Annotated in this window: 25 protein-coding genes and 1 tRNA gene; 14 read left to right on the top strand and 12 right to left on the bottom strand. The window is 63.0% G+C overall.

Annotation, left to right across the window (positions count from 1 at the left end):
• Positions 1-38: 38 nt before the first annotated feature.
• Positions 39-464, bottom strand: a complete 426-nt coding sequence (locus JST30_05280; protein ID MBS1713731.1) for a hypothetical protein — start codon at positions 462-464, stop codon at positions 39-41.
• A 222-nt stretch (positions 465-686) separates the two neighbouring features.
• Positions 687-1,997, bottom strand: coding sequence for a tRNA uridine-5-carboxymethylaminomethyl(34) synthesis GTPase MnmE (mnmE, locus tag JST30_05275; GenBank protein ID MBS1713730.1), 1,311 nt, complete (start codon positions 1,995-1,997; stop codon positions 687-689).
• A gap of 80 nt (positions 1,998-2,077) precedes the next feature.
• Here mnmE and fsa point away from each other — a divergent pair, with 80 nt between their 5' ends.
• The gene (gene fsa / locus JST30_05270) at positions 2,078-2,752 is read left to right on the top strand and encodes a fructose-6-phosphate aldolase (protein ID MBS1713729.1); all 675 of its coding nucleotides are present in this window, start codon (positions 2,078-2,080) and stop codon (positions 2,750-2,752) included.
• Positions 2,749-3,408, top strand: coding sequence for a hypothetical protein (locus JST30_05265; protein MBS1713728.1), 660 nt, complete (start codon positions 2,749-2,751; stop codon positions 3,406-3,408). The genes fsa and JST30_05265 overlap by 4 nt, the downstream gene beginning before the upstream one ends.
• Here the strand turns inward: JST30_05265 and JST30_05260 are convergent.
• Together JST30_05260 and JST30_05255 are read right to left on the bottom strand one after the other, a co-directional pair.
• Positions 3,386-3,844 (bottom strand): hypothetical protein, encoded by a 459-nt coding sequence (locus tag JST30_05260; GenBank protein ID MBS1713727.1) that lies wholly within the window; start codon positions 3,842-3,844, stop codon positions 3,386-3,388. The genes JST30_05265 and JST30_05260 overlap by 23 nt on opposite strands.
• A gap of 79 nt (positions 3,845-3,923) precedes the next feature.
• Positions 3,924-4,817, bottom strand: coding sequence for a formamidopyrimidine-DNA glycosylase (locus JST30_05255; GenBank protein ID MBS1713726.1), 894 nt, complete (start codon positions 4,815-4,817; stop codon positions 3,924-3,926).
• A 70-nt stretch (positions 4,818-4,887) separates the two neighbouring features.
• On the opposite strand from JST30_05255, the gene JST30_05250 reads away from it, so the two are divergent.
• The 4 genes from JST30_05250 (at position 4,888) to JST30_05235 (ending at position 9,922) form a co-directional block, all read left to right on the top strand.
• Positions 4,888-5,658, top strand: a complete 771-nt coding sequence (locus tag JST30_05250) for an HAD family hydrolase (protein MBS1713725.1) — start codon at positions 4,888-4,890, stop codon at positions 5,656-5,658.
• Between the two features lie 77 nt (positions 5,659-5,735).
• Complete coding sequence (locus JST30_05245; GenBank protein ID MBS1713724.1) at positions 5,736-6,656, top strand: phenylalanine 4-monooxygenase; 921 nt, start codon at positions 5,736-5,738, stop codon at positions 6,654-6,656.
• 89 nt (positions 6,657-6,745) lie between these two features.
• Positions 6,746-8,623 (top strand): hypothetical protein, encoded by a 1,878-nt coding sequence (locus tag JST30_05240; protein MBS1713723.1) that lies wholly within the window; start codon positions 6,746-6,748, stop codon positions 8,621-8,623.
• A 3-nt stretch (positions 8,624-8,626) separates the two neighbouring features.
• The gene (locus JST30_05235; GenBank protein MBS1713722.1) at positions 8,627-9,922 is read left to right on the top strand and encodes a 2-oxo acid dehydrogenase subunit E2; all 1,296 of its coding nucleotides are present in this window, start codon (positions 8,627-8,629) and stop codon (positions 9,920-9,922) included.
• A 70-nt stretch (positions 9,923-9,992) separates the two neighbouring features.
• Here JST30_05235 and JST30_05230 read toward each other — a convergent pair whose 3' ends face one another.
• The 4 genes from JST30_05230 to JST30_05215 all read right to left on the bottom strand — a co-directional run bounded on the left by JST30_05230 (position 9,993) and on the right by JST30_05215 (position 12,896).
• Positions 9,993-10,199, bottom strand: coding sequence for a hypothetical protein (locus JST30_05230; GenBank protein ID MBS1713721.1), 207 nt, complete (start codon positions 10,197-10,199; stop codon positions 9,993-9,995).
• Positions 10,199-11,074 carry a prepilin-type N-terminal cleavage/methylation domain-containing protein gene (locus tag JST30_05225; GenBank protein MBS1713720.1) on the bottom strand — a complete coding sequence of 292 codons (876 nt, stop codon included), beginning with the start codon at positions 11,072-11,074 and terminating at the stop codon, positions 10,199-10,201. The genes JST30_05230 and JST30_05225 overlap by 1 nt, the downstream gene beginning before the upstream one ends.
• A gap of 160 nt (positions 11,075-11,234) precedes the next feature.
• Positions 11,235-12,380, bottom strand: coding sequence for a 2-isopropylmalate synthase (locus JST30_05220; protein MBS1713719.1), 1,146 nt, complete (start codon positions 12,378-12,380; stop codon positions 11,235-11,237).
• Positions 12,381-12,482: 102 nt separating this feature from the next.
• Positions 12,483-12,896 carry a thioredoxin family protein gene (locus JST30_05215; GenBank protein ID MBS1713718.1) on the bottom strand — a complete coding sequence of 138 codons (414 nt, stop codon included), beginning with the start codon at positions 12,894-12,896 and terminating at the stop codon, positions 12,483-12,485.
• Here JST30_05215 and carA point away from each other — a divergent pair.
• The gene (gene carA, locus JST30_05210; protein ID MBS1713717.1) at positions 12,855-14,237 is read left to right on the top strand and encodes a glutamine-hydrolyzing carbamoyl-phosphate synthase small subunit; all 1,383 of its coding nucleotides are present in this window, start codon (positions 12,855-12,857) and stop codon (positions 14,235-14,237) included. The two genes, JST30_05215 and carA, sit on opposite strands and share 42 nt — an antisense overlap.
• 6 nt (positions 14,238-14,243) lie before the next feature.
• Here carA and JST30_05205 read toward each other — a convergent pair whose 3' ends face one another.
• Positions 14,244-15,128 (bottom strand): hypothetical protein, encoded by an 885-nt coding sequence (locus JST30_05205; GenBank protein ID MBS1713716.1) that lies wholly within the window; start codon positions 15,126-15,128, stop codon positions 14,244-14,246.
• A gap of 153 nt (positions 15,129-15,281) precedes the next feature.
• Here JST30_05205 and JST30_05200 point away from each other — a divergent pair, with 153 nt between their 5' ends.
• Positions 15,282-16,427: a hypothetical protein gene (locus tag JST30_05200; protein ID MBS1713715.1), complete on the top strand. Its 1,146-nt coding sequence runs from the start codon at positions 15,282-15,284 to the stop codon at positions 16,425-16,427.
• 134 nt (positions 16,428-16,561) lie between these two features.
• Positions 16,562-17,797, top strand: coding sequence for a 2-oxo acid dehydrogenase subunit E2 (locus JST30_05195; GenBank protein ID MBS1713714.1), 1,236 nt, complete (start codon positions 16,562-16,564; stop codon positions 17,795-17,797).
• Positions 17,798-17,804: 7 nt separating this feature from the next.
• On the opposite strand, the gene JST30_05190 is transcribed toward JST30_05195, so the two are convergent.
• Complete coding sequence (locus tag JST30_05190; protein ID MBS1713713.1) at positions 17,805-19,385, bottom strand: acyl-CoA dehydrogenase family protein; 1,581 nt, start codon at positions 19,383-19,385, stop codon at positions 17,805-17,807.
• A 101-nt stretch (positions 19,386-19,486) separates the two neighbouring features.
• On the opposite strand from JST30_05190, the gene JST30_05185 reads away from it, so the two are divergent.
• Both JST30_05185 and JST30_05180 read left to right on the top strand, forming a co-directional pair.
• Positions 19,487-19,562: transfer RNA gene (locus JST30_05185), tRNA-Ile, on the top strand.
• Between the two features lie 71 nt (positions 19,563-19,633).
• Positions 19,634-20,506 (top strand): hypothetical protein, encoded by an 873-nt coding sequence (locus JST30_05180; GenBank protein ID MBS1713712.1) that lies wholly within the window; start codon positions 19,634-19,636, stop codon positions 20,504-20,506.
• Between the two features lie 2 nt (positions 20,507-20,508).
• On the opposite strand, the gene JST30_05175 is transcribed toward JST30_05180, so the two are convergent.
• Positions 20,509-22,443 (bottom strand): S8 family serine peptidase, encoded by a 1,935-nt coding sequence (locus tag JST30_05175; GenBank protein MBS1713711.1) that lies wholly within the window; start codon positions 22,441-22,443, stop codon positions 20,509-20,511.
• 60 nt (positions 22,444-22,503) lie between these two features.
• A complete protein-coding gene (locus JST30_05170) occupies positions 22,504-23,205 on the bottom strand; it encodes a hypothetical protein (GenBank protein MBS1713710.1) in 702 nt (233 codons plus the stop codon).
• Positions 23,206-23,247: 42 nt separating this feature from the next.
• Here JST30_05170 and JST30_05165 point away from each other — a divergent pair, with 42 nt between their 5' ends.
• The 3 genes from JST30_05165 to JST30_05155 form a co-directional block, all read left to right on the top strand.
• Entirely contained in the window at positions 23,248-25,833 is a 2,586-nt protein-coding gene (locus JST30_05165) for a hypothetical protein (protein ID MBS1713709.1), read from the top strand.
• Positions 25,830-26,192, top strand: a complete 363-nt coding sequence (locus tag JST30_05160) for a hypothetical protein (protein ID MBS1713708.1) — start codon at positions 25,830-25,832, stop codon at positions 26,190-26,192. Before JST30_05165 ends, JST30_05160 begins: the two co-directional genes overlap by 4 nt.
• Before the next feature lie 61 nt (positions 26,193-26,253).
• The coding region (locus JST30_05155) for a histidine phosphatase family protein (protein MBS1713707.1) at positions 26,254-26,747 on the top strand (494 nt) is incomplete at its 3' end.

Raw genomic sequence — 26,747 nt, 5'->3', positions numbered from 1 at the left:
AGGTTCAGTCCGGTCCTCTTGCCTGGGACTTTGACGCGTCATTTCGGGCGGGGCGCCCCTCGTCGGACCTCGTCACGGAACACTTGGTGCAGGCCCCGGTAGGGATAGTCGGCCCAAGCTCGGACCAGCTTCTTCGCCGCCTGGAAATAGATGTTCTGGGCACCCTGCTTCGAATGTCCGTACCGGACGCCGATCTCTTCGAACGTACGGCCCTCCAACCGAAGCGACAAGACTTCCGACTGTCGGTCTGTCAGTCGCGCCCTTTCGACGACTTCCCGCCATTCCTGACGAAGCAGGTAGTGCCACTCCTTGCCGCCAAGGGGGTACGGTGCCCCGAACGCCCGACGGTTCGCGTCGATCACCTTGCGACGGAACGTGTTCTCCGTGTAGTGCGGCGCCGAAGCGTCGCGCTCGACCTGAGACAGGAGCGCGTCGGCGGTGCGGGCGAGATCCGTCCTCTTCATAAGCTTGCTGGGGGGAGTATACATATGTCTACTGCTCCTTGCCGGTCGGTCTGACGGGCCAGTACGTCCCGCCGTTGGCCGCCGAACATCGTTCGGCGTCTTCGTCATCCGGCTTGCGTCCGGTTAGGCGATCGGCGTGACGACAGTCAACATGCTAGGCAAAAGCCATCATGATCATTAGACACGAAACGTTCAACTTCGAAAGATTCGAAGAATGTTCGGCTATTTTCCGATGCAAAACGTCGAGAAGAGCTTATCGAGGAGCGAATCGTCGGCGACGCTCCCCGTGATCTCTCCGAAGCACCGGAGGACGCTTTGTAGATGCACGGCCGCCAGATCGTGGGGACGGCCCGTCCGGAGGGTTACAACCGCTTCGACCAGTGCCTGCGAGGCGGCCTCTACAAGTGGGACATGGCGTTTGTTCAGGAGCCCGGGCTCCGATTCCTCTCCCATCGCCTGTTCGACCGTAGCGTCGAGAAGGCGTTGCGTCCCTTGGCCCGTCGTCGCGCTGACAGCCCAGTCCGGGCCCGTCGGGGCCTCGGCCAAGTCGGTCTTGTTCGCGACCCGGAGGCACGGCCGGTCGATCGGGGCCACCGCTTCCTCGTCCTCTTGGCTCCATCCCGCGCTGACGTCGTAGACGTACCACACGATGTCGGCCGAAGCGACCGCGTCTAGGCTGCGACGGACGCCAAGGGCTTCGACCGGGTCGTCCGTGTCCCGAAGCCCGGCCGTGTCCACGAGGTTCAAGACCAACCCTGAGTGCTCGACGAGCGCTTCGACCGTGTCCCTCGTCGTGCCGGGGACAGGCGTCACGATCGCACGGTCCGTCCCCGCGACCTTGTTGAGAAGAGAGGACTTGCCCGCGTTCGGAAGGCCCGTGATCGCGACCGTGATGCCCTCACGGACGAGGCGGCTTTGGACCGCCCCCCGGGAAGCGGCAGCCAAGACGTTCTGCGCCGATCCCAATCGCTCGAGCGCCAAGTCCCGATCGAGCGGGCCGGTCTCCTCCTCGAAATCGGTCGCGGCTTCCACCGCCGCCAAAACGGCAAGGACGAGTGCGGCGGCTTCGTCGACCGATTGTCGCAAGGCCCCTTCGCGCAGACGGTTCGCCTGACGAAGTTGTCCTTCCGTCAAAGCGTCGACGGTGTCCCTGACGCCTTCGGCTTGGGTCAGATCGATCCGGCCGTTCAGAAAGGCCCGGTACGTGAACTCGCCGGGATCGGCCGGACGGGCGCCGAGCCCGCAACAGGCCTCGCTCAGGCGGCGGACCGAAGCAAGCGAGCCGTGGACCGACATTTCGACCGAGTCTTCGCCCGTGTACGAAGCGCCGGCTTGAAAGGGCAGGACAAAGCCGTCGTCACCGGACGTGAAGCGACCGTAGGTCGCCATACGGGGGACGGTGGGGTCTGGCCATGGCGAGAAGACTTGGGACGCGATCTTCCAAGAATCTGGCCCCGAGAGCCGGACGACGGCGACGGCCGCCCGGTTCAGCCCCGTAATCGGCGCGACGACGGTATCGGCCAACGGTCGCACCCGTTGATCGTACCGACAACGGCCGCACCGGGTCGGTCGTGCCCCCGTCCCAGGGTCCATAGGCCTGTACAATGAGGGCGATGAAGCTGTTCCTCGATACGGGCGACATCGAAGAAGTGCGCCAAGCGGCCGACTGGGGCGTCATCGACGGCGTCACGACGAACCCGACCTTGATCGCAAAGTCGGGCAAAGGCTTCCGCGAGACGGTCCTCAAGATCTGCGAACTGGTACCGGGCGGTGCGATCAGCGCCGAAGTCGTGGCGACCGATTACGACACGATGGTCAAGGAAGCCCTAGAAATCTCGTCTTGGCACGAGCAGATCGTCGTCAAGGTGCCTTTGATCGAGCCTGGCGTCCGCTTGGTGTCGACGCTGACCGAGCGGGGCGTGCGGACGAACGTAACCTTAGTGTTCACGGTCAGCCAAGCCCTCTTGGCGGCCAAAGCCGGGGCGACGTACATCAGCAACTTCGTCGGCCGGGTCGACGACATCAGCGGCGACGGAATGGAAGCCGTGGCGGCGACGGTCGACATGGTCGAGTCTTATGGTTTCGAGAGCGAAGTCCTCGTCGCCAGCGTGAGGCACCCCCAACACGTCGTGCAGTCTGTGGCGGCGAGGGCCCACGTGGCGACCATGCCGTTGTCCGTGATGAAGCAGCTCTTCAAGCACCCTCTGACCGACAGCGGCCTTCAACGCTTCCTCGACGATTGGAACAAGGCCGGCCTCTCGATCTTCGACCCGGCAGGCGTAGCGTGAAACGGACGACGGTGTTCGCCGTGGGAGCCGCCTTCGCGGTCCTTCTTTCGGTCGGTTGCGCCCCGCAACAGGAGCCGACAAAGGTCGGCCTGTCCGACGACAGGCTACCGAAACTGAGGGCCGGAGACAAAGAGACGGTGCTCGTGCCCCATCCTGTCACCGAAGAAATCGCCGCGGCCGCTCAGGAGCGGCCGAAACCGGAGCCGAAAAAGCCCCTTCTCGAGAAGAAAGGGTCCTTCAAGGCCGGAAAGACGGACCCGACGGTTTACGGCGACTACCAGATCGAGGTCACGGACGAGACCAAGCGCCAACTCGACAACGGCATCAGGAAACTTAGAGAGCAAGGAGCGAACGGCGACCCGAAAGCTGCGACGGCTCTTGAATACGCCGAAGCCGCCCAACAGGCCGCCGAACGGATGTCGATCCAGTTGAGGGAAGACGGGAAGTTCTTCGCGGATTTCGTGACGGGCAAGAGCTTCGGCACGTATAGGATGGACGGCCTCAACGTCCGCCTGCTCCCGAACGAGGTCCTGACAGAAGCGGGTTCGCCCACGAGTTTCGACCTGACCTATGACAAGGGGGCCAAGAAGCTCACGCTTCAACTCCAGGGCAGCGAACTCGTCTTCGTGAAGGTCAAGACACCGCGTTCCAATTGACCCCGTTGTTCTCGGGAAGGTCTTTGGCAGACCCGGCCGAGCGGACCCGCGTCGGATCGAGGGGCGCCACAGGCAACCGGGCACGGATCCCTCCGGAATCGTCGTCCTCGTCCCAACTGGAGAGGACGTCGGTCACGGCGTCCGCATAGGCGACGGCGGAAAGGCCGGGATAGAGGTCGTCGCACCAGTCGGCCCACGTGGGGTTGACGGAGGAGATCAGGATCTCGCGTTTCCTCGGGCTCAAGGACAGGAACGTCTTTTCGAACTCCAAGGATTCGAACAACGAGTCGAACGCACGGGCGAAGACGAGACGTGCGGCGTAGGCCTTTTCGTCCGGCCCGCTACGCAACATCCGCATCGCCCCTTCCAAGTTCCTCGTGACTCCCGTAACGATGTTTCGCGAGTCGTCGGACGCCACATAGAAGTAGGTCGCCATGGCCCTTGGAACATTGTACTGTCGATAAGGCCGTGCGTGTCACCGAAAACACGAACTTTTCTTCGAGTTTTCCCGTCGGTCACGACTCCGTGTCTTCCAGGGTCCTTGGCCAGTCGGACTTCAGGAGCCGGGACAAGGCCCTGTCAGCCAGGAGCCGGCCTTCGTTCTGACACGCGGCACAATAGTTCGTCTCGTTCTCCGCATAGACGATCCTCTGGACTTTGTGGCCACACTTCGGGCACGGCGCGCCGAATTTGCCATGGACGGCGAAGTCCGGTCGGAACGCCGTGACGTCGCCCGGGCCTGGAAACTTGTCCTTGAAGTCTTCGGACAAACGGTCCTTCCACGCCGTGAGCGTCGTCCTCGTCGCCTCCCACAGCCTTCTGGTCTCTTCGTCGGTCAGGTGCGACGTCAGTCGGAGCGGAGAAAGACCGGCCGCCCAGAGGATCTCGTCGCTGTACGCGTTGCCGATCCCGCTCAACGTCTTCGGATCCGTCAGGGCCCTCTTCAAGGTGCGGTTCTGGAGGTGGAGCGCGGTCGAGAACGCCGCGAACGGACCGAGCAAAGGGTCGACCCCGCCAGGATCGTGCGCGACCAAACCCTCCTGACCCTGGACGACGTGCAGGGAAGCACGCCGCTTCTTGCTCGCCTCGGTCAGGACCAGGTCGCCATGGTCGAACGAGAAGACGGCGAGCGTGATGCGGCCGGGCGGTCGAGAACCCGAAGCCTTCCACTGGAACCGGCCGGCGATCATCAGATGGATCACGAAGAACAGGTCGCCGTCGAAGCCGAGCACGATCCGCTTGCCCAGGCGGGTCACGTCGCGCAACGCCTTGCCTTGGACCGCCGTGACCGGCGGATCGGTGCTCCGGAGGAGGAAAGGCGTTTTCAGACCGGTCCGCAGGAGCGTCGTCCCGAGTGTCCGTTCTTTGATCTTCGAGACGTAGAGTTCGACGTCGGGAAGCTCCGGCATCGAGCGCCATCCTACACCTTTTCGGGCCAGCAGACCCAATGGCCCGGACGGAGGACGCACAATCCCTCCCGTGGAAGCAAAGCGGCTGGAGGGGGTATCGGCGGTCTACTTCGACCTCGACGACACTCTCTGCGGCTATTGGGACGCGGCCAAGGCGGGTCTGGCGGAGGCGCTGCGCCGCCATCCGGTCCCCGGGCACACGCTGGAAGAGTCGCTCGCCGCATGGGCGAACGAGTTCCGCCGCTTCGCCCACGAACTCAAAACGAGCCACTGGTACGAGATTTATCTGACGCAAGGCTCCGTCACTCGCATCCAACTGATCAACGAGTCGCTCGAAGCCCTCGGCATCAAGGACGCCGAACTGGCGTGGAAGATCGGAGACGCCTACGGTCGCGAACGGGACGCCCGGCTCAAGTTGTTCCCCGAGGTCATGGGCGTGCTCGAACGCCTTCACGGCCGTTATCCCCTCGGACTGATCACGAACGGTCCCGCCGACGTCCAGCGTCAAGAAATCGAGACCTTGAAGATCGGCCATCTGTTCGACCATGTCCTGATCGAAGGCGAGATGGGGGTCGGTAAACCCCATCCGTCGGTCATGCGGAAAGCGGAACTCGCGGTCGGGTGCAAAGGTCGCGAGATCCTCTTCGTCGGGAACAGCTATGCGCACGACATGCTTCCGGCCATCGAAGTCGGTTGGCAGACCGCATGGATCCGGAGGCCGAGCGACGTGCCTCCCAGCTCGAAGACCGGTCGTCCTGAGGACAAGCCTGCCGAAGGTCCGACGCCGGATCTGGAAATGGACTCGCTGACGAGGCTTCTGCCTGCTCTCGGGCTCGATTGACCTAGGTCCGGACACACTGGAGCGGTCAGTCCCGTCCTGCTAGAATGAGGGCGACGCGGCCCTATGAGGTTGAACGGATGACGACCTTTCCCCCTGGCATCGGCATGACCACGACCCGGGCGCCTTACATCGAGGACGCCAGGGAACACGGTCGGCTCTACATCGAGCAACCGTACGACCTCTATTCCACCGAGAACCATGAAGCTTGGCGGCAGCTCTTCAGCAGGATGGTGCCTCAATGGCACAAGTACGCCAACGAGCACTTTCTGAAAGGGATCGAAAACCTGTGCCTCGATCCGGACCAGGTGCCGAAGCTTGACGACGTCAATAAGTTCTTGTGCCCCCTCACCGGTTTCCGGGCCAAGGCCGTCAGCGGCTACGTCCCGGCGTTCCAGTTCTTCGACTGTCTCCGTGAGCGCGATTTCCCGACGACGATCACGATCCGTGACGCGTCCAAACTGGACTATCTTCCCGAGCCGGACATCTTCCACGACATCGCGGGCCACGTGCCGATGCATACGGACAAGGCCTTCGCCGATACGCTCGTCAAGTTCGGTGACTGCGCCCATACGGCGGCCGACATCGCAGCAGGCATCCAGGACAAGGACGAAAAGCTTCGGAAGCTGACGAGCGTCATCAAAGCGATGGCACGGTTTTTCTGGTTCACCATCGAATTCGGTCTCATGAAGGACAAGGCTACGGGCGGACACCGGGCCTATGGGAGCGGCTTGCTGTCCAGCTTCGGCGAACTCCAGTACAGCATCGAATCTCCCGACGTGCAACGGTATCCCGTCCAGCTCGAGTGGGTCGTCAACCAGTACTTCGAGATCGACCATTACCAGCCGTTGCTCTTCGTCGTCGATTCCTTCGACCACTTGTTCTCGTTAGTGGACGAACTCGAGACCTGGATGAAAGAAGGGAAGTTGGACAACGTCTCGCCTGGGGAGCCCGCAGTCGGCGAAGAAGACCTCAAGAGCTTCCTCCATGTTCCAGCCTGAAGAACCTCCGTCACGGTAAGGGTTAGCTGCGCGAAGAAACTCGGTTTCACCGGTGTCTTTCCGGTTGAGAAACCCCTATAATCGTCCTGATGCGTCTTGTCGCCCTCGGATTGGGACTTGTTCTGGCCGTTCAGGTCTTCGCCCAGAAGCTGCCGGCGGACGGTAGTTGCCAATGGTCGATCGGCCCGCAAGGCGAGACCGTCTTCACGGTGCTCGAAGTCAGCTGGAAGTGGACCGATAAAGGCAGAAGGACCATCTACCGCAACGACGACCTCCAATGCGGGGGCTTTTGCCGAGGTAAGAAGCACCTGCTGCACGAACAGTGCGATCAGAGTTGCGACACACCCTGCACGGCGATTCACGACGTCTCGCTCGGACCGCTGTTCCCTGACATGGAGGTTCCGGAACAGCTCGATCAAGACGTTGCCCGGTTCACCGGAATGAGCGAGACAAGGAACTACGGGTACACGGCGATGACGGCGACTTACGAGCGCATGGGAGGACAGGCGTACGAATCCGATCCCGCGCTCCAACTGAAGGCTAAATTCGGCTGCTGGAACCAAGATCCGTGCTCGTACAAGCAGAAGGTCTACGATGTGCACGACATTGAATGCGTGTTGACCTATACGCTGAAACGGGAGACCCGTATGCCGGACGGGTCCGTCGTCACGACACAAGGCCCTGTCAGGACTTCGAAGATCTCTGGAACCGTTCCCGTCCCTGACAGCGTCCGGGACGGCGAGGGCAAAGAGGTCGTCTGCCGCTGCAGTATCGTCAGCGACGACAAGGACAAGGAAGTCGGCTTCTGGGGACCTGGCGACAACGGGACAGGGTTGGTCTGCATGCACGGCGACGACCGCCACCGTCTTGACGGCAAAGGGCTCGAAGGCTTGGGCCTTACGCTTGTCGGTCAGTCGATGGACCGCTTTACCGTGACCGTGTCGAACAAGCCGCCGGACTGCGACAAGCTGATCATTCCCGCCGGATGGGAGTTCCAGTGCGTCGACGGCTCGCTCCAAGACACCGTCTTGGTCGAGGACGCCACGATCGAGTTCATGACCGGCAGCAACGTCGGTTCCCTGACGCTCAACGTCGAGGCCAATCCATGGAACGTGTTCGACCGAGCCGTCAAGGACGTCCGGACGCTTTGTCTGAACATCAAGAAGCGAGAACCGGAGCCGGGGAAACAGTATCGGTTGGTTCCGCCGTCCCGGCCTGCCGTCGTCGACCTGGCCCGCATGACCCGCGATTCGAGGTTCAAAGGGCCGTGGGACCAGACCCGGCTTTGGATCGTCACCGACCGTGCCAGCCTCGACGACGTCGGCAAGGTCCTCCTTCCCGGTCCGACGCCCAGGATGTACCTTCGTGAGCTGTACACCGTCGTCGAGCGCAATCTCTTCAGGATCGATCCGAAGACGGACCTGAAGCTTGCCGACAACCGCCTGTTCGTCACGTCCGCCCCCGATGAAGGGCCCCTGGACTGGTTCGTGGCCTGGAAGGTGCGGAACGACAAGGCCAAGTCGCTGGCTTGGCTAAAGGGCAACACGAAGGCTCTTGTTGCTTTGTTCGAGAAGGAGAAGGTCGAAGAAGCCGCCGAAGGCGTCGCAATGCTCGCGGCCGCCTTGACGAAAACACGCGACAAAGACGCGACGATGACGGCGGTCGAGATCTTGCTCGACCCTCATCTAGAACCCTATCGCAAGCCGGTCGCAAACGATCCGCACTCCAGTTCGGTGACCGCCCTATTGACTTGGACGACCGACGCTGTGCTCGCCGGCAAAGTCTTGGACTACATCGAAGCTTGCCGACCACCATCGGCCCCGTTCGCTTGCCGGAACGTCTCGAAAGACTTGCCGCAAGACGTCCAGGACAGGGCGAAGAGATGGACGACGGCCCTCCGTCAGGCCGAGGGCCTCGTTCGAAACTCGGGGAACCGGGCCACGGATCGCCCCTTCGGTAGAATCTGACCTATGCCGGTAGAGATCCTCATGCCCGAACTGGGCGAGTCGGTGCACGAAGGCACGGTCAGCCGATGGCTTAAGAAGATCGGCGAATTCGTCAAGGAAGACGAACCGGTGGTCGAGATCATGACCGACAAGGTCAATACGGAACTGGGCGCGCCCGCGAGCGGCGTCCTGGTCCAGATCCTGATTCCGGAGGGCGGTGAAGTCGAGGTCTTCCACGCGATGGGCCTGATCGAAACCGACCAGTCCAAAGCGCAATCCATGATCGACGGAGCCGGCGCGGTCGAGAGCGCTCCCGCGAGCCCCGTTAAAGAAGAGACCCCCGCCGCTTTCGCACCGGCCCCAGAAGCTGCCGAAGCGCAGCCGGCTGCGGCGACCGACGGACGTCGCTGGTACTCGCCGTTGGTCCGCTCCATCGCTAAGGAACACGGCGTCCAGGAATCCGAGCTCGCCTCGATCCATGGCTCGGGAGCCGGTGGACGGGTCAACAAGAAGGACCTTGAGGGCTTCCTTTCGCAGCGCGGCAAGGGCGCCGCGGCTCCAGCGCTGTCCGCGCAGGCCGCTGTCCCGACGTTCAGCCAGCCGCAAGCGGCCGCCGGTGGGCTGGACAGCGAGACGCACGCCCTCGTCGGTATGCGCAAGATGATCGCTGAGGCGATGGTGCGTTCGTCGCAAGTCCCGGTCGTCAGCACGCTGACGGAGGTCGACGTGACGCCGCTCGTCCAGTTCCGCGACGTCAATAAGGACAGCTTCCTCGCGACGCACGGGGTCAAGCTCACGTACACGCCGTTCTTCATCAAAGCGATCACCGAGGCCTTAGCGGAATATCCGTATCTCAACGCGAGCCTCGTCGACGGCCAGGTGACCGTCCATCGGACCGTGCAAATGGGCGTCGCGGTCTCCCTTGGCGAGAAGGGTGAGGGCGGACTGATCGTCCCCGTCATCCGGGACTGCCAAAGCAAGTCCTTGGTCGACATCGCCAGAGACCTCGAGTCCATCGCCTCCCGGGCCAGGGGCAACAAGCTGGACGTGAAGGACGTCCAAGGCGCGACCTTCACTCTGACCAATCCGGGTTCCTACGGGGCGATCCTGGGCACGCCGATGATCAACGCCCCCCAGAGCGGCATCATCGGGGTCTACGGGATCGTGAAGCGCCCGGTCATCGTCAACGACATGATCGCGGTGCGCTCGATGATGAACATCGTCCTGACCTACGACCACCGCCTGGTGGACGGACTGACGGCGGGACGCTTTCTGCAGTCGATCAAAGCCAAGCTCGAATCCATGGCCTTCTTCAAGTAAGGGCCACGTCGAACCGGAACGGCCCGCCTTCTCTCGAAGGCGGGCCGTCCGTTCCTCTCCATGTGGCGTGTTATCGGTTGTTGAGCGCGCTGCCGGGCTGATTGACCTTACCGGCGTTCGGGTTCATTTGGATCTCTCCGCCGGATTTCGTCGGTGCCGGTCCGTCACCGGACTTGACCGGATCCGGCTTAACGGGCGGCTGCTGGGCTGCCGGTTCGGGTTGCGACGAGCAGCCGGCCAAGAGCGCGAGGCCAAGAACGAGCGTCAGGCCTTTCATCAGTCCATGTCCCACAGGTAGCGCGACTTTTCGGTCAGCTTGACCGTGTACCCGGCCTTCGTCGGACTCCAGTCGGTCCCTGCGGCCAACGCTCCGGCCGACATGACTTTGACATGGCCGTCCGACATGGCGACGATCGATTTCTTCGCCTTGCGCAGTGCGACGCCGCCCGTCAAGCTTCCTTCCTCTTCCGACTGGCTCGAGTAGGCCGTGCAGCCCGTTCCCCAGCAGCCGTATGGCACGACGTAAGAGTGCGGGTTGACGACTCCGACGGGCGTGTCGTTGAAGTTCAGGACCGGCGGGTTGACGAGGTTGGCGCCCCAGATGAGGGAGCCGACCCAAAGCCAGTCGGGGTTGCTGTTCCGCGACTTCTTCATGATGAACATGACCGTCTCGGCGGGTTGGGCGAGAGCGGTCTGCACCGTCGGCGTGGTGATCCAGGTGTTCCCGGAGGGCAACGTCGGCGAATGGATCGTGAAGGCATAGCCGTACTGGGTGCGGTACTGCCAGATCAGGCTGTCCGGCGCCCCCTGGGCGGCCAAGTCGTTCGGCTCCTTCTGGATCAGCGGGTCTTGGAAGATGTCGCTGTTCTTGCAGTACGGCGTCAACAGGTAGGCCCACGGCTTGTACGGGTTGCCGAGAAGGAGGAGCGGGGCGTCCCCGTCGCCTTGCGCCATGAGGACGGGATGGTCGTCGTAGTCGGTGAGATAGATCATCGAAGCGGTCGACACCTGCTTGTCGTTGCTGATGCTGGCCGCTCCCTTCGCCGCGACCTTCGCCTGCGCGAACACAGGGAAGAGGATCGCAGCCAGGATCGCGATGATCGCGATCACGACGAGAAGCTCGATGAGCGTGAAGGCTCGTTTTATGGACATAGGGCTATGTATCCTCCCGGACGGACTGCACCGAACCGGGTCCCGCGCGGTCATGCCCCGCGCATTAGCGCAACTATATAGGCCTGACCATAGCGAAACAAGTAGACAGAACGGTACTTATTGAACTTTTCGCCGCCGTCAGACCGTCAGGGACGCTTTTTCAGGCTGAGACGAGTTCGCGCAAATCCTCTTCACCGACCTCCGTCTTCGTGTCCGCGACCTCCAAGAACCGGTTGTAAAGGTCTTCGAAACGGTCCTCGTTGAAGCTGAACCCCATTTCGGCCAAGCGGTGCCTCAACCCGTGGCGGCCCGACCGGGCGGTCAGGATGATTTCGCTCTTCTCGGCGCCGACGAGTTCGGGCGCAATGATCTCGTAGGTCGACCGTTCTTTCAGGACTCCGTCCTGGTGGATGCCGGAACTGTGGGCATAGGCGTTCGCCCCCACGACGGCCTTGTTCCGCTGGACCATCATTCCGGTCAGTCTGGAGACGAGCTTGCTGACGGCCAGGAGCTTCGTCGAGTCCACCTTAGTGTCGACTTGAAACAGGTCTTGGCGGATCCGGAAGCTCATGACGACTTCTTCGAGCGCGGTGTTGCCGGCCCGCTCGCCGATCCCGTTGACCGTGACTTCGACCTGTCTCGCGCCACCAAGGACGCCGCCTAGGGTATTGGCCGTCGCCATGCCGAGGTCGTTGTGGCAATGGCAGCTCAGAACGGCCTTATCGATGTTGGGCACGTTGTTGCGGATGCCCGCCATGAGCGCACGGTACTCCTCGGGATAGGTGTATCCCGTGGTGTCCGGGACGTTGATCGTCGTCGCACCCGCGGCGATGACCGACTCGACGACGCGGTACACGTATTCGCGGTCGGCCCGGCCTGAATCCTCCATGAAGTACTCGATGTTGTCGGTGTACTTGCGCGCGTGCTTGACGGCGTTGACCCCCGTTTCAAGGGCCTGGTCGGCCGTCATCTTCAGCTTGTGCTGAAGGTGGTTCTGACTCACTCCGAGGCCTGTATGGATCCGCGGGTCTTCGGCAGGTTTGAGCGCTTCCCCAGCGACGTCGATGTCTTTCTCACGGGCTCGCGTGAGGCCGCAGACCTGGACCCCTCGCAGTTCACGGGCGAGCATGTTCACCGCTTCGAAATCGCCGGGCGAACTGATGGGGAAGCCGGCTTCGATAATGTCGACGCCGAGTTCGACCAGAGCGTGCCCGATCTCGAGCTTCTCGGGCATCGAGAGCCGGACGCCAGGGCTTTGCTCGCCGTCGCGAAGGGTCGTGTCGAAGACGTACACGCGGTCAGACATGTCTTTGCTGGATTATACGACGCGGACGGGCGGAGGGCTCCCGCAAGACGAAAAGGACCGGGCAAGGGAACACCCTGGCCCGGCCGTCGCACGAGCTTGACCTTAGCCGCCGATCTTGGCACCCTCTTCTTCGAGGGCCTTTTTGATGGTCGCGCGCTCTTGTGCGGTCATGGATTTGACCTTATCGAGCATCGACATGAACCAGGCGATCTCCTCCGGCTTGGCCGGGTACCCGATGTTGCCGCCGGCCTTGCCGTTCGCACGCGAATCGGCGAGCGCTTTACCGCCCGCGTCGAACACGATCGAGTACGGAATGCCTTCGGACGAACCGCCGTACTTTTTGAGCCAGGCGTCGCCGCCCGGGTTCTCGTCGGCCTTCTTTCCCTCGCTCTCCATGACGGTCAGCCACACCGTCACGAAGCGCTTGTCCCAGACCGACTTGATCTCAGGCTTGTTCAGAAAGCCTTCGAGCTTATGGCACCATCCGCACCACGACGCGTGGAACGAAAGGAACACGGCCTTCTTCTCGGACTTGGCCTTGGCAAAGGCCGACTTCATCAGGGCGTCGGCGGGTTTCGCCTGGGCGAGCGCAGCGGCGCTGGACGAGACGACGGCAAAGACGAGGGCGATCTTGAAGCACCGCATGGCCTTATTCTAGACGAGGTTTTCCGATTCCGGGACCGTCGTCGCAAACGTGTCCGGACGGGCCGGGTCGGGTGCCGCACCGGACGGTATAGTCCTGAGCGGCCCTTGACCGCACACCTCGCCCTCAGTGACGGAACCGTCCTCGCCGGCCGCCGACTCGGCGCCGAAGGGACGAGCGTCGGAGAGGTCGTGTTCAACACGGGCATGACCGGCTATCAGGAAATACTTTCCGATCCCAGCTACGCGGGACAAGCCGTCGTCTTCACGTATCCCTTGATCGGGAACTACGGCATCAACGACGACGACTTCGAATCGGACCGGATCCAACCGACCTCGATCGTATGTAAGGAGGTCTGCGAACACCCTAGCAACTGGCGGAGCAAGCGCCCTCTCGACGACTTTCTGCACGAACGGGGACTCGTCTCGATCCAGGGTGTCGACACCCGGTCCCTGACGCTCCATATCCGGAATTCGGGGGTCCTCATGGGGGCCGTCAGCACCGAAGGGCCGGAAGCGGCCCTGGCCGCCGCCCAGGGCGCAACGCGCTACGACGAAACCGATTTCGTCCATCAGGTGACCACGCGCGCGCCCTACGCCTGGGGCCGGGAGGGCAGGGAAGGCGTCGACGAGCCGAGCGGCGACATGCGGCATAAGATGGTCGCGGTCGACTGCGGCCTGAAGTACAACATTCTGCGGAGGTTCGCGGCCCTCGGCGTCCGCACGATCGTCCTTCCCGCCACAGCGACGGCGGACGAGATCCTCGGCTGGAACCCGGACGGTGTGCTCTTCTCTCCCGGCCCGGGCGATCCTGCAAGGCTGGGCCGTGTCGTCCAGACCGCGCGCGACCTACTCGGACGACTCCCCGTCTTCGGAATCTGCTTAGGCAACCAGGTCTTGTGCCAAGCGGTCGGGGGCTCGACGTATAAGCTCAAATTCGGCCATCGGGGGTCGAACCATCCCGTCCAAGACTTGGAGGACGGCACCGTGACCATCACAAGCCAAAACCACGGATACGCGGTCGACCCGGCGTCTTTGACCGGCACGGGTGCAAAGGTCACGCAAGTGAACCTGAACGATGGGACGGTCGAAGGCATCCGGATCCCCGATGCCGATGCGCAAAGCATCCAGTACCACCCTGAAGCAGCGCCTGGACCTTGGGATTCGCGGAAGTACTTCCAGCAGTTCGTGGCCCAGATGGAACGCCGACGCTGACGGCTTTCAGCGAGGCTGCAGGGCGACCCACTGCACCCAGACCGTGCCCGAAACGATTTTCCTGAACTGTCCGGTCCGGACGTTTCCCGCGAACATCGGACTGACCCAGACCTGCGTCTTCTTCCCAAGTTTGCCGAGGGAACGGGGAAGCATGTACACCGTCTCGTCACGGGACGGCCAAAAGTCGGCCATGGCGTAGTCCTCGATCCGGGGCACGAGCCGCCGTCCTGCCCAGTCGACGGTGTAGAGCCAAAAGTGCGTGCCTGTCGTGCTGTCGTGGTCGCGCGTCCGGATCCAGACCCGGTCTCGGGCCGGTTCGACTTTCGCGTCGTAGAACATTCCTTGGTGGGCCAGGTCCTTCGCAGCACCCTGACTGTCGAACAGGACGAGTTTCCCCTCGTCGTCGTCGTTGATCCGTAGGCTCCACTTGCCGTCCTTCGACGAAAGGTCGTGACTGATGGCGGCAAAAGGCGAGACCGGAGTCGTCGTCTTCGTGAGGGCCCCCTCCGGAGTGACCGTGTACCACACGGGTTCCACCCCCGAGGCGTCTTGGAAGTACGGCGTTCCGGGGTGGCTGTGCCACGGCTCGGGATTGGAGACGGTCCCGATCTGGCGGGCGTCGGCCCCTTGGGGCGTCGCCGTCCAGACTTCGTCGGGCCCCGTCTTGCCGTCGCAGAACCACACGAGGCGGCCGGAGCCCGCCCAGACGACGGCGTAGACGTCCTTTTCTGGCGTCGCGACTTTCCGCGTCCGTTTGCCGGTCCAGTCGCAGACGTACACCGCGGAACGGCTCTTGGCCTTGCTGTTTTCGGGCGTGTAATAGCGTGCGATATAGGCGATGTCGGGCCCTGTCGTCTGGACGGGCGCCTGCGCCAAAAGGAATGCGAGCATCGTTGTCCCTACGTCTAGTTTGAACCTGGGCGAGGCCGTTTCTAGGACCCAAACCTAAAGTTCCCCGAAAAGATTACCGACCATGCACCAATGACGGTCCGAGCTAGGTGCAACCTGGCTCCACGACGCCTGACGGCAGAGGAAAGAGGAAACTTGGCAACGTACAACCTTCCGAAAAACTGGAGCGCTTTCCACACGTGCTTCACGCACTTCAACAAAGCGTTCAACACCAACGCGAAGAAATATGGCTACAAAGCCAGCGACATCAAGTTCGTCAACCAGTGGTACAAGAACTGGCAGGCTAGCTACAAGGCTTACGGCACCTGGAACAAGTCGTTCCAGACGACCGCGTTCGCGACCTATCAGGCCTACATGCAGAACATGGTCTCCATGATCTCGGCCAACAAGAATTTCGACGGCAACTGGTCGAACTGGTTCGGCGGCACGACCACCACCACGGTCGCGAAGAAGACGTCCACCGCGAAGAAAGCACCGAAGACCACGGCCAAAGCCGTGAAGACGACGAAGACTGCGACCAAGAAGGTCGCCACGAAGAAGATCGCGGCCAAGAAGGCCACGACCAAGAAGGCACCGGCCAAGACGGCCGTCCGAAGCACTCCGAGGGCGAAGACCGTCATCAAGTCGGCCGCCACGGTCAAGCCGGTCATGAAGAAAACGACGGTCAAGAAGGTCACGGCCAAGAAGCCGGCGATCAAGAAGGCCGTCATCAAGTCGACCCCGGTGGTCAACACGGCCAAACCGATCGTCGCCAAGGGCAAGACGACTGCGAAGCGCACGACCGCCCGCAAAGCGACGACCGTCAAGAAGACCGTCGCCAAGAAGGCCGTCGCCACGAGCAAGTCGTCGACCCCGGTCAAGAAGGCCGTCGTCAAACCGGCTTCCAAAGCCGTGAAGGCGATCAAGGCCGTCTCTAAGACGACGAAGCGCGTTTCGGCCCGCTCGACGTCCAAGGTCGCGAAGTCGACGACGTCTAACGTCAAGACCGCGGCCCCGTTCGTGTGGTTCACCGGCTCCAAGAGCGGCGTGAACGTCTACGTCGGCAGCAGCAAGAACGGCACGTTCTCGCTCCCGAGCGGCACTAAGGCCGCCTACGTCGAGGTCAAGAACGGCAGCAACAGCTGGAAGAAGCTCACGCAGGGCGCGAACTTCCCGTTCGTCCACAACTACTCCGGCAACGGCAAGGTCCAGTACCGCGCCTGCTGGATCAACAGCAACGGCAAGAAGGGCAGCTTCTGCAAGCCCATCTCCTACAACAACTCGCCGAAGGCCGCCGCCTAAGGCCCAGTCTCGTCGCTCAACGGCCCTCGCCCCAGAACGGGGCGGGGGCCTTTCTCGTCTTCCGACGAAGGTCGGCAGGTAATCTCACGCGACCGGCGACGACGCTGTCTGCCGACGTGCAAGGTCCAGCGAACATGACAGAAGTGATCATGCCCAAGATGGGCGACGGCATGGAGGAAGGCACCCTCGTCGAGTGGTTGAAGAACGAGGGAGACGCAGTCAAGTCCGGCGAGACGATCGCCAACATCCAGACGGACAAAGCGACCCTGGAAATGGAGGCTCCCGCCTCCGGTACGTTGGCCGGGATCATCCTTCAGGCGGGGCAGACCGTGCCTGTGGGAACGCCGATCGCCGCAGTCCTCAAATCGGGAGAGTCGCTTCCTGGGGGCTGGGGAGGCGGAAAGACGGATGCTCCGGCACCGGCGGCAACGACAGCCCGGTCTGCAGAAGCGATGGCGCCCCCTGCCGAGCGCACCGTCGAGCCTGTCGCGACCGCCACGCCTGTAGCGCCCAACGGCGGTAGGGTCAAGGCCAGCCCCCTTGCCAAGAAGATCGCCTCTGAAGCCGGCATCGACATCGCCCGTGTCCAAGGTTCGGGCCCGGGTGGCCGGATCGTCGAGAAGGACGTCCGTGACGCCATAGGGAGCGCACCTCCGCGAGGAACCGTTACGGCACCTGCGGCCGCTGCCTCCGATACGAAAGTAGCCTTGACCCCGCTCCGTCGCATCACCGCCGAACGGACGCTGCAAAGCAAGCGCGAAGCACCCCACTTCTACGTCACCGTCGAGGTGGACGTCGAACGGATCATGGCCCTTCGCGATTTCTTTAAAGAGGAAGAGAGCGGTGCGGTCAGCGTCAACGATTTCATCATCGCCGCCAGTGCCCGGGCCCTCCGCGAGATGCCGGAGGTCAACGCCGTCTTTGGCGGCGACCACGTCCTGCTGAAAGGAGCCGTCAACATCGGCATGGCCGTCGCGGTCGATGACGGCCTGACCGTGGCCGTCCTCCGGGACGCCGACACGCTGACTTTGAGGCAGGTCTCACATGCGTCCAAGGACTTGGCGGCTCGGGCCAGGGACAACAAGCTGTCGCTCGACGAACTGAGCGGTTCGACGTTCTCGATCAGCAACATGGGCATGCTCGGCGTCGACAACTTCGCCGCCATCATCAACGGTCCGAACGCGGCCATTCTGGCCGTCAGCACGGCCGGGCGCAAACCTGTGGCGACCGACGACGAGTCGATCGAAATCCGGTGGCGGATGAACATGACGGGTTCGTTCGACCACCGCGTGGTCGACGGGGCCACCGGCGCCAAGTTCATGAACGTCGTGCGGAAGTTCCTTGAGAACCCCACGCACCTTCTGAGCTGACCGCACTTTAAACGGGAGACCGGGACTCGAGGACCCGGTCCGCGAGGTCGTCCACGTGCCCGGGAAACGGAGCAGGTATCGACACGGCTTCGCCCGTCACGGTCTGGTAAGCCATGGCACCACGGACGTTCGCCCAGTTCGCGAACCTTTCGTAAGCGCATCGTCCGATCCCGCCTGTCCGGTCGGACCGCAACCTTGCCGACTGTTCTGCGAACGTCAGCAACAGCAGGTCGCTGAGTGCGCCGACAGTGACTTGGTCTTTGGCGAAACGGTCGAACGCCTTCGTCGTGAGCTCGTTGAGGAACGAGTCGCCAGAACCTTCAAGGCTCGCCTTGCCTTCGTCGGCCTTTCTTTTGAGCCGGTCGGCCAGGAACACCCTGTTGATCTCGTTCGTGCCTTCATAGATCCTGCTGACGCGGGCGTCCCGGTAGATCCGGGCGAGAGGGAACTCCTCTGTGAACCCGTATCCTCCATAGATCTGAAGCGCTTCGTCGACGATCATCGACTCGACTTCGGTCGCGAGGACTTTGACCGCGCTGCACTCGACCGCGAACTCCTCGGCCGCGGCCCGGTTTCCGTCCACCGTCCCCGCCATCGCGGAAAAGGCATCGTCGATGTTCGAACCCGTGCGGTAGAGGGCCGATTCTGCCGCGTAATAGAGCGCGGCCATGTCCGCGAACTTCTGACGGATCAAGCCGAACTTGCTCAACGGCGAACCGAACTGCTTCCGGTCTTTCGCGTATCCAGAGCTTTCGTGGATCGCGTCTCGGGCCGGGCCTAGGGACATCGCCGCGAGCTTGAACCTACCGATGTTCAAGGCGTTGAAAGCGACGTGGTGGCCCTTGCCCGGAACGTACAGCAGGTTTTCGAGCGGGACTTCGGCGTTCTCTAAAACGACGCGGGCCGTCGAAGATCCCTTCAGGCCCATCTTGTGCTCTTCGCGGGCGACGCTGACCCCGGGGAACGACCTTTCGACCAGGAAAGCGGCCAGATCCGTACCGTCGATCTTCGCCAGGACAAGGAAGAATTCGGCCCACTTGGCGTTGCTGATCCACATCTTGGTGCCGTCGAGCACCCACTTGTCGCCCTTTTGGACCGCCCGCGTCGACAGCGACAAGGCGTCGCTACCCGAGTTCGGCTCGCTGAGGCAGTACGCGCCCATCCATTCGCCGCTCGCAAGGCGAGGGATGTAGCGGCGCTTCTGGTCGTCTGTGCCGAACAGCGACAGACCGAGTTGGGCGATGCCGCTCGTGACCCCGATGGTGACGCTGAAGGAACCGTTCAGGGAGAGGTGCTCGAGGATCCGGGCCGCCAAGTTCTTGCTCATACCAAGGCCGCCGTAACTCTCAGGCGTGTCGACGCCGCAAAAACCGATCTGACCCGCCTTCCGGATCAAACCGGGCATCAGGCCGTCCTCTTGGTGGTCGAGACGTTCGACGACGGGCAGGACCTCCTTACGACTGAACTGCTCGGCCTGCTCGACCATGAGCTTCTCGTCGGTCGCAAAATCTTCCGGGCAGAAGGCCGATCCCGGAGTCCGGCTGAGGAACGAACAGCCGGTTTCGTTGAGCTTCGCGGCGGTCTCCATGGAGCGTCGGGAAGTCAGTATAACCCGACCTGGAAGGAGCCTCCGGACAGGCGTCTCTTGCGTGAGTCGTTCGAAGGGGATAGGTAGACTCACCGGTGTAAGGGCCTGTAGCTCAGTGGTGAGAGCAGGTGGCTCATAACCGCTTGGTCGTGGGTTCGATCCCCACCGGGCCCACCAATCGTTGACGACGCCAGAACTTTGGAAGCGATCCGGAGTCATGGCGTAATAGGAGCAAGGAAACACCAGCCATGACCCGATTCGTACTCGGCTCGGCCCTTCTGACGACCGTTTGGCCCGCTGCCGCGCAAGACCTCCGGTTTGAAATCGATCCCGCGAAGACTTGGACGGACGGGACGACTCGGGTCCAGTTCTGGTCCCGCGGATCGTTCCAGGGCCTCTTCGATGCTGTCAAGCGGCCCTTCGGTACTCAGACGAAGGTCGGGGACGACGGTTGGGGCGTCTCGGAGAACGATCCTGTGCCGGCTGCACCCTACTTGGAACTCGGCCATGCGGCGCTCGTCCGGACAGCAGGCACGTTCCGGCTCGTCGTGGACACCACCCGGCTGACGGCGACCCTCAGCGACTATCGCGCCGACCGGATACCGGACCGTCAAGGGATCCGCCTCTCGGCCACTGTCGCCTTGAACAACGCGGCCTTCAAAACGATCAAGCCGACGGGCGACTTTGCCGACCACCTTCGACCGTTAAACCTTGGACTCGTCACGGTCGATACGTTCACCATCGCACAAAAGACCGGATCGCGGACGTCGACCATGGTCCCGCTCGGCGGAGGCGACTACCTTGTGGCCGTCACCTTCATGGCGACCGCACGTCTCGGCGTGAAAGAGTTCGGCCAGACGCTCCCGTTCACGTTCGATGTCCCTTGTTCGCTCGTCGGAAAGCTCCATATCGGCCCGAGGTCGGCCACCTTCGGACATCCCCGCGGACAAGGCGGAGAGAACGTGACCCGCGACGTCGACATCCCGGTCCGGTCCTTGCCGTTTTTCGTCCTCAACGGACAGCGGCTCCCGGCGAGCCTGCTTCTCGACGCCCGTGTCGGCAAGATAGGGATCAGCGTGAACGGCGTCCGCAGCTTCCAGGCGAACGCCGTCCTACCGTGACCTCAAAGTCCGTCTTCGATGCGAAGGCTGTCGATCGAGACGGTCGTTCCGGCCGGGATGCCTGTCGCATAAAGCCGGAAATAGGTCGTCTTCTCGAAGTCGACGTACTTCCAGAACTGCGCAACACCGATGGCGGTGGTCGAAGGGGACGTCCCCGGTGCGCCGCTCCAGACCGTGACCCAGTTGCCATAGGGATAGCTGTTGCTCGTCCAGTCGTAGAGCTGCAAGTACTCTGTACCGCCCGCCGCTGAATACCTGCGGTTGATCCGCAAAGTGTTCGTCTGGACGGTCGTCAAGTTGCGGAACGTCCCTTGAAGGACGATCTCATTGTTTCCATCGGGATGACCGACCATCTCCTGACCGTCGTCGACGACCGTCTGGAAAAACCCGCCGTCGACCCATGCCGAGGGTTCCGAGGCTTCGACGAGCGGATGGCACGTCCGGAGGGAGGGCGGGTTCGGCACCGTCGCGACGAGGACCGGGCCGTTCCAGACCGTCAGGTCTCCCGTCTGCTTCGGCGAGATCGTAAAGTCGACCCAGTCCCGGGAGCGCCCGACGACAGGTACGGACTTACCGCCGCGCTTCACGATCAGATTGGTCAGAGCTTGGAAGCCGCGACCGTAGATCCGAGCCCTTTGAGAGCCGGCGGTCCCGATTCCGGTGACGGCGGGCCCCCGGCCCATCGTCGACACGTACCTCACGACCGCAGGCTTGGGCGTCGTCGATCCGGCGAGCAAGGCCTGCAGGGCCGACTGGACGTTGATGAGGCCGTAGTTCGCGAACTCGCCGTAGGGCGGCTGGTCGAGCGTCGTGGCCGTGTCTTCCAAGGCGGTCCGGACCTGTTCCGCCGTCGGCGAGCCTCCTGCGGCGAACAAGAGGGCGGCCGCGCCCGCGACGTGCGGGCAAGCCCCGCTCGTTCCGCCGAAACCGCCATAGCCTCCGCCCGAGCCGGTCGTCGTCAGTCCCTCTCCGGGAGCGGCGACGTCGACCCAAGAACCATAATCGGAGAACCACGACCGTTGGTTCGAGCCGTTCACGGCCGCTACGCTCAAGACGTTCTCGTAGGCCCCAGGATAGAAGGGGACGACGCTGGAAGCGTTGCCTGCCGCCGCGACGGGGAGGACGCCCAACGACACCGCATAGTCCATCGCCGCCTTCTCCGCTTGGCTGACGCGGTCGGAGAAGAAGCTCATCGAGAACACCTTTGCGCCCATGTTCGCCGCATAGACATAACCGGGAACGAGGTACGAGTCGAAAAGGTAACCGTCGTGGTTGCAGGCCTTGATCGCCATGATGCGGGCGCGAGGGGCGACGCCCGACCCGCCCTTGCTGTTGTCCTGGACGGCGGCCACGAGGCCCGCGCAAGGGGTGCCGTGCCCCCAGACGTCCTCGGGATCGTTGTCGTTGTAGGCGAAGTCCCAGCCGTAGCGGTCGTCGATATAGCCGTTACCGTCGTCGTCCAGACCGTTGCCCGCGATCTCGGCAGTGTTCTCCCACATGTTGGAGGCCAGGTCTTCGTGAGTCCGAAGGACCCCCGTATCGATGACCGCGACGACGACGCTGCTGTTGCCTTTGTCGATGTCCCACGCTTTGTCCGCGCGGATCGAGCGCATGTGCCACTGGTCCGGCCAAAGCGGATCGTTCGGTTCGTAGGCCAGCTTGGCCGCCCGGTCGAACTCGACCTCTTGGACGCCCGCTTGGGCTGCCAGCCAGGCTTTGGCTTGTCGGAGGCGGCCGTCTGGGACTTGGACGACGGACCACCCGATCTCAGGAAGGCCTTTCAGGACTTTCAGTCCGGCAGCCGGCGCGACCGAGGCCACCCGGCTAACGGGTGCCTTGACCAAAAGACGGTTTGGATGACACAGCTCTCCCTCGACGACGATGGGGAGCTCTCCTCCGGCCAACGCGGCCGAGAACGTGAGAGCCAGGGTGAACATGACACCTCCATGATATCGCACCGAAGGTGCGTGCCGACCTCTGGGAAAGTTACCGTTCTTCTAACGGTCGGCTTGACGCAGCCAGTCGACGAGGGGAGAACGGCGGGACGTATCGATCAGGTCGTCCAGGCCGGCGTCGCCATGGATCCACCGCAGGATCTGGTGGGGAACGAGGACGATCTGGTCCGGTTCGAGCGGGTTCGGCCAGTTGAGATGGAGGTGAGGCCGCTCCGCTGGAAGAAGGACACCTCGTAAGAGTGACAAGATCCGCGCATCATTGGGGACCAAGGGCAGGACCTGGTCCACCATCGCTTTGACGACCTCGTCACGGCTCGAGTGCGCTTCGAGCGGGCTGGAGAGGATCTGTCGCATCCGTTCGCTCAGGTTTTCCGGCGACGTCGGCTTGTTGGGGTCTCCCCGGACCTGGTCGGATGGCGACAGCGGGTCGACCGGATCGTACAGTCGGGCCTCCTGCAAGCCGAAGAACCGTCGTGCGCAATCTTCGTACACGGTGAAGACGACGTCCGTCGCCCCGTCCATCGCCTCGTCTAGGCCGGATCCGGAGACGACCGGAAACCCGACGTCTTCACGCTCGAGGCATTCGCGGACGAGCCTGTCGGCCAGATCGAGGCGCTCCTCGTTGGTGTCGTACAGCCGAATGTCGGCGAGTTCGTCCGGACACCAGACCGCCAAACCGGACGCGACGGCCGGCGCGCAACGCATGTTGCCCGCTCCGACGACCGTCACGACCCGCTTCGCCATCGGCCCGAAAGTTTATCCGCAGGTATGCTCGCCTGTACCTCCATGGACCGATTTGAGGACGAACGTTCAGACCTCACGGGAAACTTGGTCTCCTTGGAGTTCGGAAACGGCGGGCGCGTGACCCAGCTCTGGGCGAGCGATCCCGCGCTTCCTGACGAAGGCGAAGACTTTCAGTTCGTCCTTCCACCCGTGCTCTTTAACGAGGAGAACTCGGACGACTATCTTCCCGGCACGATCCTGATCGGCGCCCGGACAGGCCCCGACCAGCCTTGGGTGCTGTCCCGGAACAGTTCCGCACAGCACCTCTTCCCCCTAGGTGAGGAGGACGGAGAGCCCGGCATCGTCGCTTTCGACTACGAGTTCCCGTTCCTTGAGGACATCCAGGGCCGGGCGCGATGGTACGAAGAGATCGCGGGCTTTCCCCAGATCGTTTGGGACCTCGAGATCAAGAACCGGGGACGGATCAGCATCGAGATCGGCGAACTCGGCTTCCCCTTGGCGTTCAACAACTTCTACGACGGTTTCGGCTGGAACGACGACCAGCTCCGGCGACTTTGGACGAGCCGCGTCTACGTCCACAAGTACATCGGAGGCGGGGCGAGCTGGGTGTTCGCCCAACGGATGACGGCGGAGCCGCCCGGACTCCTCGTCTTTCCGGGCAAGAACACGGGATGGGAGTTTTTCGCTCACGTCCCGTCCAGCTTGAACACGCCTTACCAGTGGGAAGGGATCCCCGTCGTCTATGCGTACAGCAAGGCCACGGTCGAACGCGAGCAGTGGCCGAACTGGGCGAACGAACACACGTCGCTCATCCTCGAACCCGGAGACAGCCGGAACGTCCAAATGCGGTTCGTTCCGACCGAAAGCGACAAGCAGGAGGGCCTCCACCAGACGCTCGTGACCTGCGGTAAGCCCGCTGTCCGGCTACTTCCGAGCGCGGTCGCGCCCACGGACGTCGGCATCGCCGTGGAAGTGAGCGGAACGTCCCCGAAACACTTCTGGCTCAGCAGGGACGCTGCGACCGAAACGGACGTCGACGAAGAATCGGGCTTCTGCTTCGTCAAGCCTGTGGAAACCGGCCCCGTCCGCGTCACCTTCGAGGACGACGACGGCGTGGCGTGCCACGCCCACCTGATGTTCACCGAGCCGATCGAGAACCTGATCAAAAAGCGCGCCGCGTACATCGCCGGGAACCAGGTCGTCAACGATCCGGAGTCGGCGCTCAAAGGCGCCATCACGCTCACCAACATCTCCGAGAACAAGCCTGTCACGGACGCCGAGGAGTACGCGGACGCGTCCGGCATCGAGTGCAGCCTGGCGGATGCCCTCTATCTGGCTGAAAAGAACGCGCTCTACCCCGACCGGGGCGAGATCGCGATCCTCGACCGCTACATCGACGAGTTCCTGCTGGACGACGTCCAGAACCCGGCCAGCTTTGCCGTCGGCAGCGTCATCGAGCAGTGGGGCGCGACCGCGACTTACTTCGGCCGTCCGCTCGGCTATCCCCACGTCTTCAACTTCTACCACGCCCTCTACCGCATCGCGTCGACATATGGCGAGACGGCCCGTCCGGCCGGCGAGTACCTCTCCATGGCGTGCGAAACGGCGCTGGCGATGTTCCAACAAGGATGGCGTCTCTATGTCCGGACGGTCGGCGTCTTAGGGTTTTCCCGGATCCACGACCTTCTCGCCGACCTGAAGAGGGAAGGGATGACCGCCGAGGCCGACGAACTCGCACGGTGCATCGACTTTAAGGCGACGGAGCTCATGAAGCTCCAGTTCCCCTATGCCGGAGAGTCCGTCCTCGACACTTCGGGCTTTGAAGAGGTGTTTGCCGCTGCACGCTTCAAGGCGAACGACGAACATCTCGAAAGGACCGTCCGGTGCGCCTTCGCGACACGGAGCTTGGCACCGAGCTGGTGGTGGTACGGCAGCGACAAACGGAACTGGGACGGCGCGGACTCGACCCCGCTGAAGTCGCTCTTGGACCGCGGCGAACTCTGCCTCGCTCACACTACGATCCCGAATTCGCTGATCTTCTTCGGACTGATGGACCGCGACTATCTCGCCCTGCCGGAAAGCTACATGAGGATGGCGTTCGGCGGCATGATGGGCCCCTGGGCGCTCGTCCGTCGGGACGGCGCGGCCTCGATGTGCTACTGCCCCGACCTCTCGTCCAAGCACGCCGGATACAACGTCTTCACAGGCGCCTCTGGGCTCGGACTGTTCCACTATCTGCGCGGAGTCGGGTCGTACGTGCTGCCGAACCGCGTTCAAGGCACGTTCACGTTCGGCTGCCACACCGAACAGGACGAGGACAAGGTCGTCGTGCGGCCGTGGGAAGGCGTCGGCCGGAGGATCGTCCTCCGTCAGATCGGCGTGGAGTTCGAACTGACGTTCGGGACGTTCAAGGAACTGCGGCTCGACATCCGCAAGCGGTGGTTCGAAGCGGACGTCCACAATCCGTGTGACAAAGACGTCCGCGCCGTGATCCGGTTCGTCGGCCTTTGGGGGCGGAACGTCGAGGTCGAAGGTGCGACGGTGTCGGGTGAAGACGGCCGGAACGAGTGCCCGGTCCTGCTCCCCGCCGCGAAAACGACGACTGTAAGAGGGAAGGTGGTGCGATGACGGTTCCAACTTGGGTGACGACGTCCGTCGGGATATACGCGTTGATCGGAAGCGTGGTCTTCCTCGTCTACGGGGCCATCGCGTTCTTCCTGTTGCTCATCCTTCGGGACATTTCGATCCAGGTCAAGAACCTCACGGGCAAAGTCGAACAGCTCACGGACAAGGTCAAGGGCATCGCGGACCAGGTGAACGCCGTCACGACCGAAGTCGGCGCACGAACGACCGGCATCGTCCGCATGGTCGACGAATCCGCTGGCAGCGCGATCCGAATCCTGGAAGTGCTCGCGCCCGTGCTCGTGGTCGTCGGCGCGTTCATCAAGCTGCGCAACATGGCGGGCGGCCGCCTTCGGCGACGCTGAGGCCCGCAAACCCGCCGGGGCCTCCTAGACCGTCCTCCGCGAGGGCTTGTATCCTTCGCACGTGCTCACCGCCCTCGCCTTGGCCGTCGCCGCTCCTTGCCGGCTCACGTTCGTCCGACACGGTGAGACCGTGGCCAATGCGACGGGCAAGTACAACTCGCGGACGATCGACACCTTTAGCGCCAAGGGCGCCAAGCAAGTCCGGACCCTCACCGCAGCCCTGCAAAAACTGCCGAAGTTCGACCTGATCCTCGTCTCGCCCTCCCCGCGGGCGCTGCGGACGGTCGCCCCGTACCTCCAGGCGACGGGCCAGAAGGCGACGGTCTGGCCTCTCCTCTACGAGTGCTGCACGGGCCGGCCATCGGGAAAGCCCGCCTCCCGCTTCGATTGGGGCGGCAAGATCGTGCTGCCCAAGGACATCGCGGGCCTCTTCCGCCTCGCGCCCGGGGCCAAGTACCCCTCCTCGCCGACGTGGGAAGCGGGTCTGGCCCAGGTCGAAGCGAGCGTGCGGCAGTTCAAGAGCGACTACGCCCGCGGCCGCGTGCTCATCGTCGG

It is taken from the genome of Armatimonadota bacterium (genome assembly GCA_018268395.1).
Taxonomy (GTDB): Bacteria; Armatimonadota; Fimbriimonadia; order Fimbriimonadales; family Fimbriimonadaceae; genus JAEURO01.
This window is presented reverse-complemented; position numbering and strand designations above follow the sequence as displayed.